Genomic DNA, 19,109 nt, shown 5'->3' on the forward strand with positions numbered 1-19,109 from the left:
GCAGAAATTAAGTTCTATGGGTATTCTGGAACCAGAAAAAAAGGCGGGAAAAGTCTATATTGAGACATATGGCTGCCAAATGAACGAATACGACTCCGGGATCGTTTCCAGTTTGATGAAGGACGCCGAATATTCCTCTTCTCCCGACCCGGAGAATTCCGACATTATCTTTTTGAACACCTGCGCGATCCGGGAAAACGCCCACGCAAAGATTTACAACCGCCTCCAGTCCCTCGGGTATCTGAAAAAAAGGAATCCGAAACTAGTCATCGGAGTTCTCGGTTGTATGGCTCAGAATTTAGGGGACGATCTTTTCCATCAGGAACTTCCTCTGGATCTGGTCGTAGGACCGGACAATTACAGAAGTCTTCCCGAACTCATCCAAAGAATCCGAGGTGGAGAAAATACCATCTCTCTCACCCGTCTTTCTAAAATCGAAACCTACGACGAAATCGAACCCAGGGTCGTCAGCGGAATCCAAGCCTTCGTCACGATCATGAGGGGCTGTAATAATTTTTGTACTTTTTGTGTCGTACCTTATACGCGCGGAAGAGAAAGAAGCCGGGACCCGCAAAGTATCGTACGGGAAGTTCGGGATCTCGTGGAGAAGGGAATCCGGCAGGTCACTCTTTTGGGACAGAATGTAAATTCTTACCAAGAGCAAGGACAGGATTTTGCCGCGCTCATCCGGATGCTTCTGGAGGAAACTACCATCGAAAGAATCCGATTCACTTCCCCGCATCCGAAGGATTTTCCGGTTCATCTCCTCCGATTGATGGCGGAAAATCCTCGTTTTTGTCCGAACGTCCATCTTCCGCTACAAGCCGGTAATACGAGAGTTCTGGAAGAGATGAAACGTTCCTATTCCAAGGAAGAATTTTTGGACGTTGTTCGAGTGATCCGAGACATCGTTCCCGATGTGGGAATTACGACCGATATCATCGTAGGTTTTCCGAACGAAACCGAGGAAGAATTCGAGGACACTCTTTCCGTGGTTCGCGAAGTGCAATTCGATATGGCGTTCATGTTCAAGTATTCGGAAAGAGAGGGGACGATGGCCCGGAGAAAACTTCCGGACAATGTTCCCGAAGAAACGAAGTCCGCAAGACTTACAAAACTCGTGGACTTACAAACTTCGATTTCTCACGAACAAAATCGTTCCCGAATCGGAAGAGTATATTCAATTTTGATTGAAAACACTTCTCGCAAGTCGGAAAAACAACTCTGTGGAAGAACTCCTTGCGGTAGAATGGCCGTGTTTCCGCTTCCCGAAGGAAAAAACGTTTCCGAGATGATCGGTTCTACGGTTTCCGTACGAATCGAAAGCGCGACCAGCGCGACTCTCAAAGGGAGGATCCTTGCTTGAAGAATGGCGACAATCGAAAGAAGGTTTCCGCTAAAAAATCGGCAGCGCGTACGTCCTCAGAAAAAACGAGTTTTTCCGAAACGGATCCTAAGATAAAAAAAGTTTTTTCTTCCGAGAAAAATTCCGATTTACCGCCTAACCAAAAGAATACGAAAAAGGTCTCTTCTTCCGAGAAAAGTTCGGATTCTTCGTTTAACAAAAAAAACGCTAAACCGAAGTCGTCGGAACTTTCTTCTTCGATAGATTCTTCCCCTAAAAAAAATACGGCGAGTTCCGGCGCGGATCTAAGAACCGTTCGTCTTAGCGGCGTGGAGGATCTTCCGCCGGATTTTAAAGTCCATACGGACAAACGTAAGTTTTATATGGTGATTCCGATTTTGGATCGATACATTCTGGGGGAAATTCTTTCTCCGTTTTTGGTCGCTCTTGCGTTTTTTACCATGGTTTATATGGTTTTAGCCCTTCAAAAGATGATCGGTCTTTTTGTGGGAAAAGGCGTGGATCCGCTTCGTCTTTTGGACTACTTCGGTTATCTTCTTGCAAACACTCTTCCGATGACGATTCCGATGGCGTGTCTTATGAGCGGAATTATGGCGGCGGGAAGACTTTCGGGAGATTCGGAAATTACCGCGATTCGATCCGCAGGAGTCAGTTTCCCTCGAATCTATATTAACTTTCTTGCATTCGGTTTCGTCATGGCTTTGGCCGTAGCCTATCTGAACTTTTATCTTTCTCCGGAAAACACGAGAAAGATGAACGAGTTCAACAAATGGGTTCTTGCTTACAACCCTCTGCTTGCGATCACCCCCGGTCAGTTCAGCGGAGATAAGATGCAGGACCTTTTTGAAAAAAGAGCGAGAACCATGTACACCGAAGGAATGAATCCGGACACCGGACAACTCAGAGGAGTTCAGATCCGGGAGTGGGAAATTTTCCTTGAAGGAAACGAATACTTTCATATCGGCGGAAAAATGATTCCGATGGGAGGTTCTCGGATCATTCAGATCATCAATGCGAGCAAGGGAAACCTCGTGGAAAAACTCGGACCCGACGGGGAATATGAAAAATCCATTCGTCTTAAAGACGGTTGGATCTTGGAGTGGAGCGACGATCGAAAAAGTTTTTCCGTAACCGATTTCAGAAACGGAGAAATGGATTATAATATTCCTAAGGGAAAGGAAAAGAAGACGTTGGAGTTAAACGTAAAACCGGAAACTTTTTCCATGCCGGTTCTTTTTCAAATTCGAAACAATATTGAAAGCGACGGACTTGAAAAAATTCCGGGACTTGAAACCTTAAAAGAGATGGGAGTTCACATAAAAGGTTTGATCGGACTCAAACAAATGGTGGAGCAGATGAAGATCGAACTCGCCATGGGAGCGGCTAACGGAACTCTGACGCCGGATCAGATGACTCAACAATATTCCGTTCTGACTCAGTTGATGGCTTTGATGCAACAGGGTAAAAAGGTTTTAACGGATTTTAACGTGGAAATTCATAGAAGAATCGCAATGCCGATTTCTTGTTTGATTTTTTTCTTTATCTCGTTTCCGTTGGGGCTCGTGGTCAAACGTTCCGGCAAGGGAATGAGTTTTACGCTTGCGGTCGTTTTTCTAATGATCTACTTTACATTTTTTACCTTGGGAAGTACGATTTCCTATAATGATAAGGTTCCGGATTGGATCGGTCCATGGAGCGCGAATATTCTGATCGCTATTCTGAGCGTCAATATTATGATCAAAAGAACCGATATGGATTTACCGAAACCGATTCAAAAATTTCTGGATAAAATTTCCGATCAAAAATCAAAATTGACAGAGAGATTAGAACGTTTAAGTATATGGGGAAAGATAAAAAAGATTACGAAAAGAGGTCCTTGACCCGGGAAAATCGGCGGTTAGTGTTAGAATGAATAATACAATGAGTCAAAAAAACGCGATCATTTGGCATCTTACTTCGGGGAAAGAATTCCCGATTCAAATCTGGAAACATCCTCGCGTAAATATCGAGTTGAGCAAGGTTCCTCTGGACGGTCTCGGTGCGATCGATCTGCTAAAGGCGGATATCCATATCTTTTTTCTTTCCGTAAATTTGGAGGAGTGGAATCGGATCCGCGAATTTATCAGAAAGTTTGAACTTCATCCTTATGCAAGTTTGATCATGGTTTATTCGGACGACGCCGAAAAGATCAACGGAATTGTTCCCGAAAACGGTAAAATTGAAGTGCTCGAACATCCGGTTCATCCGAGAAATTTAAGACTGATTTTGGACAGAACGATTCAATCCGAGTTTTATAAACTTGCTGCCAACGAAATCGGTAACAGTTGTTTGACGAACATAGGATTTTTTGAAGGAGTTTTCGAACTGGCTCAGAAAGAATATAAGGACGCGGCCAAAGCGAACGAAGCTTTACAAGCCATCTTAGAATTCGAATCCAAGGTCAAAAAGAACAACGAAGAAATCAACAAAGCCTTGGAAAGAGTGAACGAACTGAAAAACAGGGAACTACTCGCCCTCCACGAACGTCTCAAAGTTTCCGAGATTTTGGATTCCATGAAAACTCAGGAACTCAAGGACGCCCTTGATTTTAAAAAGGCGACCGAACAAGCGCTCAGTTATTCTCATATAGAAGAGATTCAATTGGATCGAATTCTCGAAGCGCAGGATCGTCTTTTTGCATACACCGAAAAAGAGATCAGGGACCTGATCGAAGAAAATCGAAATCTGAAAAAACGTCTGGGAATTTAGTCGGGAGTTTGTTCATAACTCCGACGCCCCGCTTCGGAAGCGTTAGTTGCTTGAGTTGTTATATTCTAAAATTGGAATGTATTTTAGAGATTGATTCCTACCGATTCGAAATCCGCTTAGGTCGTAATTTTCAAGAATTCTTTGAATGATTCCCAACCCAATTTTGTCTTCGCTTTATCAGGATCTCCGTGTATTGCTGCGATTGTTTTGGGCCGGATCTTTATTAACGTGAATTCGGTATAAGAAAGTTTGGAATCCGGCCTTGGTAGGCCGAACCTATCTCGCGAAGCGAGATTGAGTTTTTATCGCGAAGCGAGATTGAGTTTTTTAGTTTCTGCTCTGATCAACAAATTGACGGATCGATCGAAAAACGGTTTTCTTTCGTCATTTCAATTTGTTGATCTCGTTTCAATCGCTTTCGCATTGGTTATGCCGAACTCACGTTTATTAAAAAACTGTAATGTGTCTCTTGAGCTCAATCGTTTTTTCCAAACGTTTTTTTTAATCTCTAAACAGTTCTCTGGAGAATTCTTTGTAATCCGCGGAGTTCTTTCCGAACTTAAACTCCGCGTACAAAAGTCCGTGTTTTTTTCGGAGAATATCGTATTTTTCCCGAGCTTGATCGTCCCGATTCTTTTTAGAAAGTCGATACGCTCTTTCGTAACAGTTTGCAAGAAAACCCTGAGCCTCCGAGTCCTCGTAGTATTTGTTTCCGATTTGAATGTATCTTTCCAAAAGATCCATCGCTTGCAAAAAATTTTTTAAGGCGAGTTGGTGTTTGATGTATTCCCTATAAATGTTTGCTTGTAGATCGCGATAAGATTCGGAGTCTTTGATTTTTTGATTCTGGATCTTTTCCAAGGAATTCATCGAAGAAACTAAAAGATGAATGGAATCCGATCTGGATTTGATCCGATCTCTCGCAAGGGATCTTTCGAAATTTTCGCGGCGATTTTTCTTTTGCCATTCGTAACGATCCGCTTCAAAAGTCTGCCGATCGAATTCTTTCCGTTTTGCATCGGCGAGGTCGTTCGTTTTTCTAAAACGATCGACGGAACTTAGAAAATCCTCTTTCGATTTTTCGAAAAGATTTTTGGAATTTTCTTCGCTTGCGTCCCCCAATAAATCCAAGTCTTGGAACTGAAGAGAATCTTTACCCCAATCGGATTCTCCGTTGCTTCCGTCGGGGATTAGAATTTCGATTTTTTTTTCGTTCGGTGTTTGTTCGTTACCGAACATAAAAGGAGAATGGAATATGAAAAATAAGATCGGAAGGAATCTGAAATAAAACGAAGAATGGTTCATCGGAGATTGGTCCAGGGACAAAGAAAAAACGCGAAAAGGATCACGGATCGACTTTGAAAAAAAATATCTGAGGTCAATTTAGGATTGTTCTGAAATTTGCGTCATCCAAAAATTAGAGCGAAAACAATCCAGAAAGAGTCACAAAGAATGAAAGCAGTTTCCGTACCGGCAACCAAGAGGATCGCGCTCGTCGCACACGATAATCGTAAAGAGGATTTGGTGTCCTGGGTTAAAACTCACAGAGAAATCCTTTCCGGACATCATCTATTCGGAACGGGGACGACCGGAAAATTGATAAACGAAGAGACCGGACTTCCGGTTTACAGATTTCTTTCCGGTCCGTTGGGAGGAGATCAACAGATCGGAGCTAAAATCGCGGAGGGCGAACTGGATATCGTAATCTTTTTCTGGGATCCCCTTACCGCTCAACCCCATGATCCGGATGTAAAAGCGTTACTTAGGATCGCCGTACTTTATAACGTCCCGATGGCTTGTAATCGATCGACCGCCGATTATATGATCAGTTCTCCGCAATTTATGATATCTTACAAAAAGATTCTTTTGAATTACGATCGGAAAATCAAAAGGGACGGATCGTGATTAGGATTGTTTCCGGCAAGCGTTTCCAGTGGCGAGTGGTTAGTCTTTAGGAATTAGGATTTTATATACGATGAAACGAATGCGTTTCGACAAGAACGCGGTTTTTTACTTGCAAAAAGTATGATTTTCTGATATAGAAAAAGTTTTCAAATTTCTCGTAGTTCCGACAGATTGATCTTGCGATCCGAGTATTTGCGAGGTTGGATATGACGGAAAGGGATTACGCTCCGATGTCGATCAAAATCATTCCCGGTATTTTTAAGAGACGCCTAAACTTCGTTCTTCCTTTGCGATTTTCCCAAGAGGCCGCTTCGTTGATTCGAGCACATCTTGCCGATCGGCCGGAATCCGCGTTTCAAGTAAGAATTGAAAGAAAAAACGGGCACACAAACGTTCAAGTGGGTTATGATCGAAAGAAAAATCTAAAAACCGTACATTCGTATCCGGTTCTCGTGGAAATTTCCGAAGAGGACGAGATTTGCCTGGAAGGTTCGAAAATCGATTGGAATTCGGAAAATAATGAATTTATAATTTACCCGGACGTGGATTTGGAGATAGAATATCATATTTTTCTAAATCGTTTTAAGATACGGACAAATCGAAACGTATTCAAAAGCGATCGAACGAGAACTTACTCGAATCGCTCCGAGTTTCCGAATTGGTTTCCGATTCGCGCCGGAGAATTAGGAATTTCTAAAGTGAAAATCCAAGGAAGAATTTGGACTTTGACTTTGGTCGATCGTCACAAAGCCGAAGAAATCCTGAAAATCGAAAGTTCAATCGCGGATGGGATATTGGATTATTTCAGCGATTTTCCGATTCAGCGTGACTAACGTTTCCATAGTACTCGATCGCCTTCGGAGATCGCCTTTAAACTGTTGTTTCCGTTATCCGGAACGGCTCTGGAAAGAAAGTAATCGGTTTCCTCTATCGTCGCTTCTCCCGATTTTCCGGAACTATTGAAGATCTGAATCTTATCTCCTTTTTTTAAACCGTCCAGAGTTCCGACGTTGACGATGATATCTTCGTCTTTCACTTTCAAAACGGAACCGCTCGGAGGGATCGCAGCTAAAATTTTGGAAACGGATCTCGCGGATGCTTCCGGAATAAAGTCCCTTCCTTTTGCGAATATTCTGAATGTGGAAAGTATTTTTTCGTGTTTGGAATCCTTGATCGTCCAGTCGATATTTAACGAACGGTTTTCGTACTTTAGAGAACCGTAAACTACGAATCTGGGTTTGATCCCGTTTTTTGCGGAGTTTTTGATTTTGAGAAAGGTGGATTCCGTAAAAGATAAAATCCCGGTATAAGGATCGGCTTTAATATCAAAAGAAGCCGGGTTATTTCGAGCGGATTCCAAAACGTCCGAAAGGGCAATCGTAGGATTTAAGGAAAGATTTTTACGCACGGAAGAGGAAACTAAAGACGCGAGATCCGGATAATCGCCCAAATAGGATTTATCGGAAAGATCGAACAACAATAGAACCGGCGGAGTTCTTCCGTAGTTTTCCACAAGAATGTCGCCGGTGATTTCGACCAATCCCTCTTTGTAGGCGATCGATTGTTTTGTCGAGTTCAGAAGATTTTCAATTTCATACTGATACTTTTGATTTTCGGGATATTTTTTTCTCAAGAATAAAAGAAGATTGAGATAACGCGGAAAAAATCCGGTTCTTTTATACTCGGATAAGGTTTGAAATTGCACTTCCGGTTGACCGGGAATGAGTTCTTTTGCGGTTGCAAGATGATGAGAAGCCAGATCGTAAAGAAGAGAATTTTTAGAGGAACGAAAGCGTTGCATTCTATATTCTCCGAGTTTTCTTCGAAAGGAATGATTCTCCGGAAAATGATCGAGCGCGACAGACTCCGCTTTTTGCCTCGATATCGAATCTAAATCATCTAATCTTAATATTTCGGTTAAATCGTTTTTAAGCGTATCCTTTGCGGAGTTCGTTCCTTTTTCTTCGGCAAACGTTTTCAAATAGATATATAAGGGATTTTGAGGATAAAGAGAAACGAGTTTGCCGGCAAGCGAAGCCGCCGAGGAAAAATCTCCTTGCCAGATTTTGATTCTTGCTAGCCAATCAATCGCTTCTTCAAAATCGGGATATAAGGAAACGGCTCTTTCTAATTTTTCAGCCGCCGCTTCCAACTTTTGTTTTCTTTCTAGATCGGAATTTTTTTCGGACCAATCGATCAGTAACGAGGCCATATTGAAGAATAATTCGGGATCATCCGAGGAAGTAGCGAGGACCGTGTTCCAAAGATGATAGGATTTGGAAAAGTTACCCGTCTTACCGTTTACCTTCGCTTCTAAAATTTGAACCTCTTTGGAGTTTTGAAATTTGGATTTGGAGCTTTCGAGTTTTTTTAGGGCGGATTCGTAATTTCCCATCTCCAAAAGAATTTGAATTTGAACCGGCGCCAAAACCGGATCCAACGGATCCGTTTCCAACAAAGGTTTTAAGAGATTTAGAGAATTCTTATATTCTTTTTTACGAACGTAAGCTAAAGCGGCCCCTTTGATCGCGGCCTTGTTTGCCGGTTCGAGTGCGAGGACCTTGTTATATGCCTCTAAAGATTCCTTATCCTTATGTAGATGTTTTGCCGCGTCCGCGAGTCCCAGTAAAGAACGAGGCGACATCGGATTGGAACGGGACGCTTCGGAAAAGGATTGATAGGCCGCCGCATAATTGCGATCCTTAAGAAAGGATTCGCCTTCTTGAATTTTTCGAATCGTATCCTGGGAAGAAATCGGCTCTATGAATAAGTATAGGATCAGGATATAAAGGAAGCGTCTTTGTAAAATATTTAAGATCATTTTGTAAAGAATCCCGCTTCGGTTTTACCCGAAGTGTTTCTAAAGTTCGCCTCGATGACCAAAGGGATGTAAAAATCTTTTTTGTCCGCGTCCACTCTGCTTTTGAAAGATACGATATAACGTCTGTCCTTATGAGATAAAAAGGAGTTGTAAAGGTTCTTTTCCATTCCTTCGCCCGGAATTGAGATGAATTGGCCTCCGGTGGAGGCCGCAATCATTTTATACGTTTGGACTGCGGGTCCGGAATCCGAAAGCGATAGGAAATATACTGGAATCGAATGTGCTTTGGAATAGCGGATGATTTTTTCCGGCGAGATCTGAGTAAACGAATCCGGATACGAGCTACCTGAAATCAAAACTAAAACGATCCTCGGTCCGAGACGATCGAGTAAATCGGATATTCCCCTGTAAATCGCTTTGCCCGTTTTAGAACTCGAATCGTTAGGAGAAGTTCGTAATATTCTAAAAATCTCATGCATTGAATAGTTGAAATCGGCGGCTTTGATCAATTCCGTTCCGGAACGAAGGACTTCGATTCCGTCGTGTTGTCGCAGCGAGGTTAGAAAAGGTTTCAGGGACTTTTCGAATACCGGATAGGCGGATTTGATTTCGGGAGTGTTTTCATAAACGAGGGACACTGAGATTCGATTGTTGAATTGCCGCATGTCGGCAAGTCCGATCAATGGAGAAAGGTTTCCATATTCATAAACTTTAATGGAGTTTCTCGGAATCGCCTTGATATCCCGTCCTGATCGATCTCTTACGCGGAGAAATACCGAAATGTCCGGGTATTCTCGGTTTAAAACCTTTTCTAATACGATGTCCATGTTGGAGGATAATTGATTGGAGGGGCTAAAAATTTCCACTCGGTGCCGATTGAAGTCCGCGATGAATTGTGTTCCCGTGTAATCGAAGGCCGATGAAAAAGGTTGGTTTAGTTTTCGTACTACGTTTTTTGAATCTCGAAAGGAATCCAATAATCTCCAAGTATTGTCTAGGGTATTGTAAATGACGAGTCCCGACTTTTCGTCGGAGATATGGATCTCGTTTTTGCGAATCGTTAGATTGCGGGGAGACGATAGGATATTTGGGTTCGTAATTTCCCTGAGAAAGTTCCCTTCGGAATCGAATACTGCGATTCTGGAATTCCCGCGATCGGCCACGTAGATTTCGCCTTTGGAATTTACTTTGAGTCCGGATGGGTTGCGCAGAATTCCGACCCCGATTTCTTGAACGAAGGCGCCGTCCGTTTTTAACTTCTGAATTCGATTGTTTCCGGAATCGGAGACATAAAGATATCCGTCTTTTGTGAAGAAGATTCCGGTCGGCCCGTGAAATTCCCCATTCGCTTTTCCTGAATTTCCGAACCGATTGAGATATTCGCCTCTTGTATTGAACTCATAAATCTTATCGGACTTAAAGTCTGCCACAAAAATTGAATTTCCTCTCAATGAGAAGAATAGGGGGCCCGCTAAGTTCCGACCTAAGGAACCTTTGAAGTTATCCATTGGGTTACCGTTCGGATCAAACTTTACAATGTTTGCCGTGTCAAAGGAAAGGATATATAGAAATCCGTCGTCATCGACGGCTACGTCGGAAGGATTGCGGAATCTAAAACGCCTGAGGTCATCGCCTAAGATTGAGGAATAATAACGCACCGCCAAATCTTGGCTTCCGCCCGCTAAATTAATTCTGAGCGCGTCTAATCTCGTTTTTTGAATTTGATTGAGGCCTGTGGTTTTTTCTATTTGTTCTAGTTCCGACATACTCTCGGGCCAATCCCCGGAGAGATAATATGAGTTTGAAAGTAGAAGCCGAGCCAATGTAAAATCATTCTTAATCGAAAGTGCTTTCAAGAAGCTTTCTCGTGAGGATGAATATTGTGAGTTATTAAAATAAGAAAAGCCTCTTGTAAATTGGGTTCTTGCTTCCTTTTCCTGGATGGAAAAGTTTGGAAGTCCGTCGGAATTCAAAGAAAGCGTGGTGGAGATAAAGATTAAAATAATAAAAAATCGACTGAAATGCATATGTAAATGCTTAATTTGCCCTTATCTCTATAAGCAGATGAAAGAGACATAATTTCAAGAATTTTTTACCTAAGACTCAAGAATAACCATGGTGTGAAAGTATGATCTAAGCTTGTTTAGCGAAACTGTATTCAAAAGAAAATGTCGGAATTCCCAAACATTAAGGTCTTTCGGAAGAATCGATTTGTAACCAACTTGAACTTGAGAGGAATGATTACAGGCCACTTTGATAAATCACAATTTGTTTCTTTGTAATCTTTTAGGATTTGTTTTCGGCTTCTTTTTGCATGAACCGAGGACGTTCTTGAACTTTGAAAGTTATAGAACAAAATCTCAGTTGTTTTATACTTTTTGTGAAATCAAGAAGTGTAAAAACAAAGTTGAACTTATACGGATAAATTCTCTATAAAGACGGATTTTTCGCTAGAAATTTTCATGGCTTTGCAAGGAAACATTTTCAAAAACTTTACGACTCTGTTTCCAGTTTCGGTGATGCTCTAGCCAAATTTCTCTCTTAGCGGCGTTTTCAGAAAGCTCTGCCCTCGTTTCTCTGATGAGAAAATCCAAGATGAAGATATAGTTTCTAAAACTTATTTCAATATGCTTAAGTTTTTCTTCCACTTCCATTTCTTCTTCCAATATCGGATCTTGCCGATAAAAAAACGGAAAATTATGCGCTATTCAACTCGAAATTTTTTTCGTACAAAATTTTCTTCAAAATCAATTTTTGATTGGAAAAAATCGTAAAATAAAAGTGAAGAGGGACTTCTTGTTTTCTTAACTTTATAAGTTCATCCTCTAAATTTTTACTTTGCGAATCTTCTTCCCTGTCCAAATCGGCGAGTCGAGAAAAGAGTCTGCAAACCGATATCCCGAAATAAAACCCTGCAAACTTTGCTTCATACCAATCTTGGTAATCGGGACGAAAAGAATACCGAATGAGTCGTAAGCACTTTGGTTGGTAAAGAGTTTTTCTGAAAGCCGTATCCGGGAATTTAGAGAACGGATTTCTTTTTTGAAATTTGAGTATCAAATAATGAAAGTAATTCTTTAAATTCTTATGTTTTTTGATTTGTTTTTGAATGAATGCATCTAAGTATGTTGGAATTAATAAATCAGATGGTCCTGTATCTTTTTTGGATTTACCTTTGAACTCAGTGAAAATGTTTAAATGATTTTTTTGCATTTTTATCTCCCCCCAAAGAAAGCGGTTACAGAAGGAGTTCAGACATCTCGATGAAATGAAAAAAAATTTAAGAAAATATCCATTGAATGCAAAAAAATGATCGGTTCAGAATTTGTATCAAAACTTCAAAACAGTAACGAAACGATTCCAAGGACGAAAGTATCTTAGAGTTAATCTAAGAAATTCCTTATTGCGTCTTAAAACTAACGTGAATTCGGTATAAGAAAGTTTGGGCGAATCGGAAACTCGAGTGCAACAACTCCCTGAGCGCCGATCCATAGAGAAGTATCTGCCTGCGTTTCCTCGGTCGCAACATATAATCGCGTTCGCATTGGTTACGCCGAACTCACGTTAAAACGAAGTTTCAGAAGATCATTAGGCCATTTTTGCGATAACTTCCGACAAGTTTTAGGACAACCTCGATTCGATTCTTCATACGAACTATTGATCGAAGCTTTGCCATACCCTAAGAAAAAAAATTTAAAACTGCCAAATGGGCTTCCACAGATTCCGATAAAGCTTTTAAATCGTATCCCCCTTCTAAAAAGGATAATACTTTACCTCCGCAGATTTTGTCGGCGCTTTCTAAAACGATTCGAGTCAGGTCTTCAAACCCCTTTGTTGTGATATTCATTCCTCCTAGGGGATCTTCTTTATGTGCGTCAAAACCTGCGGATATTAAGACGATATCCGGTTTAAAATGTTCCATTGTTGGAATCACGATTTCTTTAAATTTCCGAATATAAGCTTGATTGTCGGAATTCACTTGCATCGGGATATTTTTCGTGGTTCCGATTCCCTCGTCTTTTCCCGTTTCACTTAAAAGACCGGTCATGGGATAAAAAGGAAATTGATGAATCGATAGGTAAAAAACATTTGGATTTTGATAAAAAATTTCCTGGGTTCCATTTCCATGATGAACATCCCAATCAATGATAAAGATTTTCTTGAATCCGCTTTTTTGTAAATATCGAGCGGTAATAGCGACATTGTTTAGAATACAAAAACCCATAATTCGATTGTGTTCCGCATGATGCCCCGGAGGTCTGAGAAGGGAAAATCCGTTCTTTATGACTCCTGAAATTAAGGCATCGGCCAGTGTTATGCCTGAATTGGCGGCTGCATAAGCGGCCATCCACGATTTTTCCGTAAAAGGAGTATCGGGATCAAAATAACCCCTTTTCCCTTTGGAACTTTCAATTTTTTGAAGATGATCATGAGAGTGAATTTCATTGAAAAATTCATGTGAAACCTTCTTCATTTCGGGAACAAATAAAGAAGTGAAATAACTGGTCTGATGTAATTTATTTAGACATGCAAGTAGTCTGTCGGAATTCTCGTAGTGTTGAATTTTAGGATCTGCGTTATGGTAGAGGAAATCCTGTGAATAAATAAAACCTGTCGCCATTTTCAATCCTATCCTGAATTTCTTTTTTGAATGGATATACCGGATTGAATTGTTAGAACAATTAAAAATAATATCTTGTCAAGATGGAGACGAATTTTTTGAAACGAGAGCCCGTTTTGAAATCGGAACAGATCTTGCGATTTGACCTTTTTGATAAAGACTTGTCCCAAAAACCTACGAAAAATGCGAGAATGAATGCAATGCGGAAAAAATCCAAGATGTTTTAGAACAAACTCGAAGTAAAAGGAAACTTCGAGCGCCTTCCTATCAGATTGCTCGAGGAAGCTTGACACTTCCTCCTTTTTGATTTTGTTCGTGGTTGTTTTATCCAAAATCTGAAAAATAATTTGATTTTAACATTGAATTTTAAACTGTTTTTTAGTTGAACGTATTGAATTCCGACATTTATTAAGAACCAAAGTCCGTCTTAAAAGTAGTTCATTATGTTGCTAAAGGGTATTTCGAGATAAGCATAAGATTTTTGCGATGAATTTTAAGATAAGAGTCGGCCCCAAAACCCTATGAATTGATAGGAATGGCCGCGATTGTTTTAAGTTTTGGGACAGGCTCTAAAACCTTTTTGATCCTTTTATAACTTTTAAATTCTATGAATAAAATTATCATTTTTATCCTGACTTTTTTCTTTTGGATCTTTCCTTCGTTTCCTGATTTTGATCTTCCCTTTCCAAAAAGAAATAATACGAAGAAGAATTCTCCGGAAACGGTTCTTTCCGAGTCTCGAGATGATGTCGCGGTCGGATCTCCGGAAATTATAGAAAAAAAAGAAAATAGAACTCGTGCCAAAACATACGAAAATTGCGGAAATGAATGCGATGCCGAAAAAACTCGAAACGTTTTGGGACAAACTCTTAGTAAGCCGGTTACGGGAATAAAGTCTAAAACGCTTATAAATCAGCCTAAGGATCAATCGTTCAAATCCGGGTCCGCTGTGGGTGCAAAAATGGAAGTCGTAGCAACTCAGGATAGAGACAATTCTTTAGAGAATTCCGAATTACAAACGATTTCTAATATAAAAGTTCCGGAATTTTCGCGGGGAATTTATATTTCGCAAAGAACTTTGAAGAAAGCGAAAGAATTTTATAATATCAGGAAAAAAGGGAAACAATACGGAGTCAATTTTCTTGTGATGGATATTCAACCCTTCGCTCCGCCAAAGGAAATTGTAGAAACTTTGGTGGCCGAAGGATTTTATCCCGTTGCCAGAGTTGTGAATTTTGACGGCGGACTTCCGACTGAAAAGCCGTCAAACCAAAGAATTACTTCCATATACAAATCGATTCAAGCTGCTTGTAAGTCCGGTTTTCCGGAAATTCAATTGGATTACATTCGTTACGCCGATAATCTTCAATTAAAACTAACTTACGAAACAAGGTATAAAAATATTTCCGAAATTATCAAGAATATAAGAAAAGAAACTCTCAAATGCGAAAATCTTCCGTATATAGGAGCTGATATTTTTGGTCGGATCCCCTTCAACCAAAATGATATGATCGGACAAAAAGTGGAAATATTCGCTCAGATTGTAGACGTTCTCTATCCGATGCTTTATCCATCGCACTTTTACGGCATGCCGGCTAAAATCAAAAATCCCTATCAAACCGTTTATGACGGAACTCTTCTCACTATCAAAAGATCGCTGAATACAACGAGAGTCATTCCTTACATTCAAGGTTTTAACATGTCCGTTAAAAAGTCGGAACTCACACTTTCAGATTATATCAAAGCACAGATAAAAGCTTCGTACGATAGCGGGGGGCATGGATTTGTAGTTTGGAATGCTTGGAACGATTACGAATCAACGTTCCAGGCGTTAAAGGATTACGACGAAGAGATAAAAAAGAATTAATTTAACGTAAGTTCGATATAAGAAAATTTGGGCGAATAAAAAACTCAGGTGCGTTCGCTCCCTGAGCGCCGACCCATAGGAAGGCGTTCACTGAGTTTCCCGAGCGACCGTAGGAGCGAGACGCTGAGTTGTTCGCTTGAACTAAAGTGTTGCTCCTGCGGTCGCAACATAATGTTCCAATTCCTTACGGAATTTCCACTACAATCGCTTTCGCATTGGTTAGGCCGAACTCACGTTACTTTATAGCCCTTTGAAGACAGGTTTTCTTTTCTGCTCGATGGCTTTGATTGTTTCTTTAAAATCCGCCGAAATAAAATTCCTTGCCTGAGATTCGGCTTCTTTCTTAAGCGCGGCTTCTAATTTTTCTTTGTCGTAAGTGTTCTTTTTTAACTCACTGAGCGCTAAAGGTGCGCTTTCGGACAATGCGATTGCGATTTCAGTCGCTCTTCCCAGGACTTCCTTTTGCGGAACTGAATCGTTACAAAGTCCGAGTCGGAACGCGTCTTCTCCATTTAAGGTTTCCGCTAAAAATAAAAGCCGGTTTGCAATTTGAGTTCCGAATAATTCTTTTACGATATAGCTTGAACCCATACCGGGGTGGATTCCAAGTTTAACAAAGTTAAACTGATATTTGGCTTCATTGGCAAAAACTCGGATATCGCATGCGAAAGTAAGCGAAAATCCGGCTCCGATTGCATGACCGTTTGCCGCGCAGATTACAGGAATGTTCAAACGTCTTACGGATAAAAAAAGATTATAGAATTCGAACATAGTTTTTTTGTTCGTTTCATAATCCTTGGTTGAGAAGGACTTTAATAATTCGAAATTACCGCCCGCGGAAAAGATATCATTCTTTCCGGTTAAAATCACAACTCTCGGTTTATGTTTTTCGGAAGTTTCTATCAACCCGTCGATGATTTTTTTGAATTCTAAACCCATTTCCCGGGTCATAGAATTTCTGGTTTCAGCGTTGTTAAAACTTAAGGTCAGGATTTTGTTTCCTGAACCTAAGTCGATTGTGTCTTGATCAATGAATCCCATTAAACTGCTTTTCTCTCCAGTTCGAAACTTTCATACCAGATTCGATCGGATACGGTCAACGGTTTTTCTCCGATTCCCATCTGCGTATAATATTCGAGAAGGGTTTCCAGATGAACCGCTTCCTCGTCTTCTAAAGTCCAGAAACTAGAGTCGATGGATTTTGAAATTAGCGCTTGGCCTCTGACGGAATCCTGAAAGTATTCCGGTTTTCCCGAAAAAATCAAATGTGCGGAGATGAGATCGAATCGAATCGTTTCCAGAATTTTTTTGAAGTCGACTTCCGACTTTTCAAAATATCTGGATGCAATTTCGGTTTGAAAATAATCTCCCCAGGTTAGGATATCCGGTTCCGTACCGGTTTTTTCTTTAATTTGTTCTATCTTATCTTGCTCAATAAAAGGGGCGGCTGCAAATCTATCAACAAGTTCCTTGAGAGCGATCAGATCCAGAATTTTTCCGGCTGACAACTTTCCTTGTTTCATCATATCAAATAATTCTGGATTGAGTTCCGACTTTCTAATATCCATACCATCTTTTTCGGGATATTCTCGCTCCTTCCCACGGATTTTTTCGGGATATATTCTAAAAACTCTTGGGAACTTACCTAAAAAGGGCTCATCTTTATTACGCAAAACTTGCGTTATGTATCATTTTTCTCGTGTTTATCCGTTAAATGTCGGATCTCCTCCTGTAACGAACCGTAACCCCTCTAACACCTTGATATCTTCCCGACTGAATTCCGACTTCCGAGAAACCGATATTCAAGATAGAATTCTTTCCAAACAGAAACAAAATCTATGGCAGTCGGAAGATCGGACAGTTTACAAGAACTCATCACAATCCTGGAAACGATGTTCGGCGAAACGATCATCGGAACCGACATCAATCTCGTAAAACATCTATTTTATTATCTCAAAGCGGACGACATAGAATTTCCATTCGACTACGACGGACATAGATTCTTTGCCGTCGTGGAAAACATAGAAGAAACGAGCGTAAGTCTAAGAATTCCGGGCGCGACCCAAGGATTGACTTTAAGGGCGAAAATCAGTTTTGAAATCATGAATATTCTCTATCAATTCGAGGTCATCATTCTCGAATTTTTGGACGAATCGATCGTTCAAATCCGAATTCCGTCGGAGCTACAGGCGGCGTCCTTTAGAAAGAACGTCCGAGTTTTCGTAGACGATCTATTCATGAATTACGTGATACTTTTCAGGTCGCTTTCCGGCGGAGGAAGGGAGATCGGTAGAAATATTCAAGTGGAACAGAGATTCAATAATCTCATGCGGGAAATCAAAAAGGATAATCCAAATTTACGATTAATTAATATTATAATATCGGAATATATTTCCAACGTTTCCAAGGAATACGAGTTTGTGTTTTTTGCAAAGGATCGCGAAGAAACGTTTTTAGAGTCCTTTATTCGCAGGAACGATCGACCCGTATTTATACCCGATACGTCCCTGATCGTAAATTATATCGGTGAAAACGAGGATTCGGAATCTGCCGCGGAAAACTACCGTGAAGAATACATACGAATGGTACTTGAAACCGGACAGGATTATGCGGATAATTTTTTTCGGGAGCTTCAAAAAAAGGAAATCCGCGAGTTTGTGATTTCTTATCTCGTTTTACCGATTCGATTATTCAACGACGTCGTGGGTTATGTGCGTGTTTATACTTCGGCTATGGATCGTTATGCGATTACACCCGTTCAGGTGGGTTATTTGATTGAACTGGCGGAAATTTTCAGCTATTCGATAACCAAAATCTTCATTCGAGAAGACAACTACGGACATTCTAAAGTCGGGACTCGGGTAGTGGATATCAGTATCAACGGGCTTTTATTCGAGATCGAAGAAAAGAGGATTTTTCAATATTTAAAAAAACATAATATTATAAAAATGTTTATTCCTGTTTCTGAGAAGACTCTGATCTTAAGAGGGGAGGTCGTTCGTTATATCGTCGTAGAAGACGGTAAATATCATCTCGGAGTGAACTTTTTCGATTCCAACCCGGACGACATGTTGGTTCTTCAGAGATATATTTTTACAAGAACAAGGCGTGTGCTTTCCGAGTAGGGAATCGTTTGTGACTAATTAACGTAAGTTCGGTATAACGAATGCGAAAACGATTATTATTTCGATCGGCAGAACTCACGTTAATCTACGGATCGCGTTTTAGAGCGCGAGATTGGGGTTTCAAGTGGCTAGGGATTAGATGTTAGGAGTTTTACCGAATATGCAGGTTAGGAGCTATGGATTAGGAGCTTTTCTGAATATGCAGATTTCATTGTGTTCCAACAAAATTTCCCAACTTCGTTGGGAGCCACTCGCAACGCTCTGCTGCTCGTTGGCAATCTCGCTCGCTATGGATCAATGCTGTCAATTTAAGAAAAAAGACTAAAGATTAAAGAATTTAGTACGACAAGAAGACATGGGCAAGAAAGAATAACAGTCATAGGCGAATTAGAAGCTTGGATATATTCCAGAAAGATTCTGGAAATCGCGCGAATGAAACCGAGTGCTTTTACTCGGAATCGTCAACTAACCCTACCGAGGTTGCTTATAGCCATGATAAACTTATTAAACAAAAGCTTAGCGGTCGAGTTATATAGATATTTTAAGAATTTAGGAAAGAAAGCTGTGACGAAACAAGCGTTTTCCTTAGCGCGGGAGAAATTAAATCCGCAAGTGTTTGAATCATTAAACGAAATATTAGTAAACATACTAGGTGT

The 19,109-nt window shown here is 40.6% G+C and carries 15 protein-coding genes and 1 pseudogene; 8 read left to right on the plus strand and 8 right to left on the minus strand.

Annotated elements, in window-relative coordinates; genetic code table 11:
* Nucleotides 1–16: 16 nt before the first annotated feature.
* From miaB to LEP1GSC060_RS04440, 3 genes are read left to right on the plus strand one after another with little or no spacing between them, the layout of a single operon-like run.
* Nucleotides 17–1,366: a tRNA (N6-isopentenyl adenosine(37)-C2)-methylthiotransferase MiaB gene (gene miaB / locus LEP1GSC060_RS04430; RefSeq protein WP_036095339.1), complete on the plus strand. Its 1,350-nt coding sequence runs from the start codon at nt 17–19 to the stop codon at nt 1,364–1,366.
* Nucleotides 1,363–3,246: an LptF/LptG family permease gene (locus LEP1GSC060_RS04435; RefSeq protein WP_036095340.1), complete on the plus strand. Its 1,884-nt coding sequence runs from the start codon at nt 1,363–1,365 to the stop codon at nt 3,244–3,246. The genes miaB and LEP1GSC060_RS04435 overlap by 4 nt, the downstream gene beginning before the upstream one ends.
* 40 nt (nt 3,247–3,286) lie before the next feature.
* Complete coding sequence (locus LEP1GSC060_RS04440; protein WP_036095342.1) at nt 3,287–4,114, plus strand: hypothetical protein; 828 nt, start codon at nt 3,287–3,289, stop codon at nt 4,112–4,114.
* 501 nt (nt 4,115–4,615) lie between these two features.
* Here LEP1GSC060_RS04440 and LEP1GSC060_RS04445 read toward each other — a convergent pair.
* On the minus strand, nt 4,616–5,419 hold the full coding sequence (locus LEP1GSC060_RS04445) for an FcpA-related putative periplasmic flagellar protein (protein WP_002996488.1): 804 nt from the start codon (nt 5,417–5,419) through the stop codon (nt 4,616–4,618).
* Nucleotides 5,420–5,566: 147 nt separating this feature from the next.
* Here LEP1GSC060_RS04445 and LEP1GSC060_RS04450 point away from each other — a divergent pair, with 147 nt between their 5' ends.
* Complete coding sequence (locus LEP1GSC060_RS04450) at nt 5,567–6,019, plus strand: methylglyoxal synthase (protein WP_002996759.1); 453 nt, start codon at nt 5,567–5,569, stop codon at nt 6,017–6,019.
* Nucleotides 6,020–6,225: 206 nt separating this feature from the next.
* Nucleotides 6,226–6,852: a hypothetical protein gene (locus LEP1GSC060_RS04455; protein WP_002996577.1), complete on the plus strand. Its 627-nt coding sequence runs from the start codon at nt 6,226–6,228 to the stop codon at nt 6,850–6,852.
* Here the strand turns inward: LEP1GSC060_RS04455 and LEP1GSC060_RS04460 are convergent.
* The 5 genes from LEP1GSC060_RS04460 to LEP1GSC060_RS04480 all read right to left on the minus strand — a co-directional run bounded on the left by LEP1GSC060_RS04460 (nt 6,849) and on the right by LEP1GSC060_RS04480 (nt 13,461).
* Complete coding sequence (locus tag LEP1GSC060_RS04460) at nt 6,849–8,840, minus strand: tetratricopeptide repeat protein (RefSeq protein WP_002996644.1); 1,992 nt, start codon at nt 8,838–8,840, stop codon at nt 6,849–6,851. The two genes, LEP1GSC060_RS04455 and LEP1GSC060_RS04460, sit on opposite strands and share 4 nt — an antisense overlap.
* Nucleotides 8,837–10,867, minus strand: coding sequence for an NHL repeat-containing protein (locus LEP1GSC060_RS04465; protein WP_036095344.1), 2,031 nt, complete (start codon nt 10,865–10,867; stop codon nt 8,837–8,839). The genes LEP1GSC060_RS04460 and LEP1GSC060_RS04465 overlap by 4 nt, the downstream gene beginning before the upstream one ends.
* Before the next feature lie 423 nt (nt 10,868–11,290).
* Entirely contained in the window at nt 11,291–11,494 is a 204-nt protein-coding gene (locus LEP1GSC060_RS04470) for a hypothetical protein (protein ID WP_002996642.1), read from the minus strand.
* Between the two features lie 43 nt (nt 11,495–11,537).
* A complete protein-coding gene (locus LEP1GSC060_RS04475; RefSeq protein WP_002996695.1) occupies nt 11,538–12,053 on the minus strand; it encodes a DUF1564 family protein in 516 nt (171 codons plus the stop codon).
* A gap of 466 nt (nt 12,054–12,519) precedes the next feature.
* Complete coding sequence (locus tag LEP1GSC060_RS04480; RefSeq protein WP_002996726.1) at nt 12,520–13,461, minus strand: histone deacetylase family protein; 942 nt, start codon at nt 13,459–13,461, stop codon at nt 12,520–12,522.
* A gap of 607 nt (nt 13,462–14,068) precedes the next feature.
* Here LEP1GSC060_RS04480 and LEP1GSC060_RS04490 point away from each other — a divergent pair.
* The gene (locus LEP1GSC060_RS04490) at nt 14,069–15,328 is read left to right on the plus strand and encodes a putative glycoside hydrolase (protein WP_002996571.1); all 1,260 of its coding nucleotides are present in this window, start codon (nt 14,069–14,071) and stop codon (nt 15,326–15,328) included.
* Nucleotides 15,329–15,568: 240 nt separating this feature from the next.
* Here LEP1GSC060_RS04490 and LEP1GSC060_RS04495 read toward each other — a convergent pair whose 3' ends face one another.
* Together LEP1GSC060_RS04495 and LEP1GSC060_RS04500 are read right to left on the minus strand one after the other, a co-directional pair.
* On the minus strand, nt 15,569–16,369 hold the full coding sequence (locus LEP1GSC060_RS04495; protein WP_002996613.1) for an enoyl-CoA hydratase/isomerase family protein: 801 nt from the start codon (nt 16,367–16,369) through the stop codon (nt 15,569–15,571).
* A complete protein-coding gene (locus tag LEP1GSC060_RS04500) occupies nt 16,369–16,896 on the minus strand; it encodes a hypothetical protein (RefSeq protein ID WP_002996598.1) in 528 nt (175 codons plus the stop codon). The genes LEP1GSC060_RS04495 and LEP1GSC060_RS04500 overlap by 1 nt, the downstream gene beginning before the upstream one ends.
* 270 nt (nt 16,897–17,166) lie before the next feature.
* On the opposite strand from LEP1GSC060_RS04500, the gene LEP1GSC060_RS04505 reads away from it, so the two are divergent.
* Both LEP1GSC060_RS04505 and LEP1GSC060_RS19900 read left to right on the plus strand, forming a co-directional pair.
* On the plus strand, nt 17,167–18,453 hold the full coding sequence (locus tag LEP1GSC060_RS04505; protein WP_002996517.1) for a PilZ domain-containing protein: 1,287 nt from the start codon (nt 17,167–17,169) through the stop codon (nt 18,451–18,453).
* Nucleotides 18,454–18,885: 432 nt separating this feature from the next.
* Nucleotides 18,886–19,109: pseudogene (locus LEP1GSC060_RS19900) on the plus strand (hypothetical protein); the annotation flags it as partial.

This window comes from Leptospira weilii serovar Ranarum str. ICFT (genome assembly GCF_000332415.1).
Classification (GTDB): Bacteria; Spirochaetota; Leptospiria; order Leptospirales; family Leptospiraceae; genus Leptospira; species Leptospira weilii_A.

What these genes read in the sequence shown, in the direction of transcription:
- miaB (WP_036095339.1), top strand. Translation starts at nt 17, where the DNA reads ATGGGTATTCTGGAACCAGAAAAAAAGGCGGGAAAAGTCTATATTGAG.
- LEP1GSC060_RS04440 (WP_036095342.1), top strand. Translation starts at nt 3,287, where the DNA reads ATGAGTCAAAAAAACGCGATCATTTGGCATCTTACTTCGGGGAAAGAA.
- LEP1GSC060_RS04445 (WP_002996488.1), bottom strand. Translation starts at nt 5,419, where the DNA reads ATGAACCATTCTTCGTTTTATTTCAGATTCCTTCCGATCTTATTTTTC.
- LEP1GSC060_RS04450 (WP_002996759.1), top strand. Translation starts at nt 5,567, where the DNA reads ATGAAAGCAGTTTCCGTACCGGCAACCAAGAGGATCGCGCTCGTCGCA.
- LEP1GSC060_RS04455 (WP_002996577.1), top strand. Translation starts at nt 6,226, where the DNA reads ATGACGGAAAGGGATTACGCTCCGATGTCGATCAAAATCATTCCCGGT.
- LEP1GSC060_RS04460 (WP_002996644.1), bottom strand. Translation starts at nt 8,840, where the DNA reads ATGATCTTAAATATTTTACAAAGACGCTTCCTTTATATCCTGATCCTA.
- LEP1GSC060_RS04465 (WP_036095344.1), bottom strand. Translation starts at nt 10,867, where the DNA reads ATGCATTTCAGTCGATTTTTTATTATTTTAATCTTTATCTCCACCACG.
- LEP1GSC060_RS04470 (WP_002996642.1), bottom strand. Translation starts at nt 11,494, where the DNA reads ATGGAAGTGGAAGAAAAACTTAAGCATATTGAAATAAGTTTTAGAAAC.
- LEP1GSC060_RS04475 (WP_002996695.1), bottom strand. Translation starts at nt 12,053, where the DNA reads ATGCAAAAAAATCATTTAAACATTTTCACTGAGTTCAAAGGTAAATCC.
- LEP1GSC060_RS04480 (WP_002996726.1), bottom strand. Translation starts at nt 13,461, where the DNA reads ATGGCGACAGGTTTTATTTATTCACAGGATTTCCTCTACCATAACGCA.
- LEP1GSC060_RS04490 (WP_002996571.1), top strand. Translation starts at nt 14,069, where the DNA reads ATGAATAAAATTATCATTTTTATCCTGACTTTTTTCTTTTGGATCTTT.
- LEP1GSC060_RS04495 (WP_002996613.1), bottom strand. Translation starts at nt 16,369, where the DNA reads ATGGGATTCATTGATCAAGACACAATCGACTTAGGTTCAGGAAACAAA.
- LEP1GSC060_RS04500 (WP_002996598.1), bottom strand. Translation starts at nt 16,896, where the DNA reads ATGGATATTAGAAAGTCGGAACTCAATCCAGAATTATTTGATATGATG.
- LEP1GSC060_RS04505 (WP_002996517.1), top strand. Translation starts at nt 17,167, where the DNA reads ATGGCAGTCGGAAGATCGGACAGTTTACAAGAACTCATCACAATCCTG.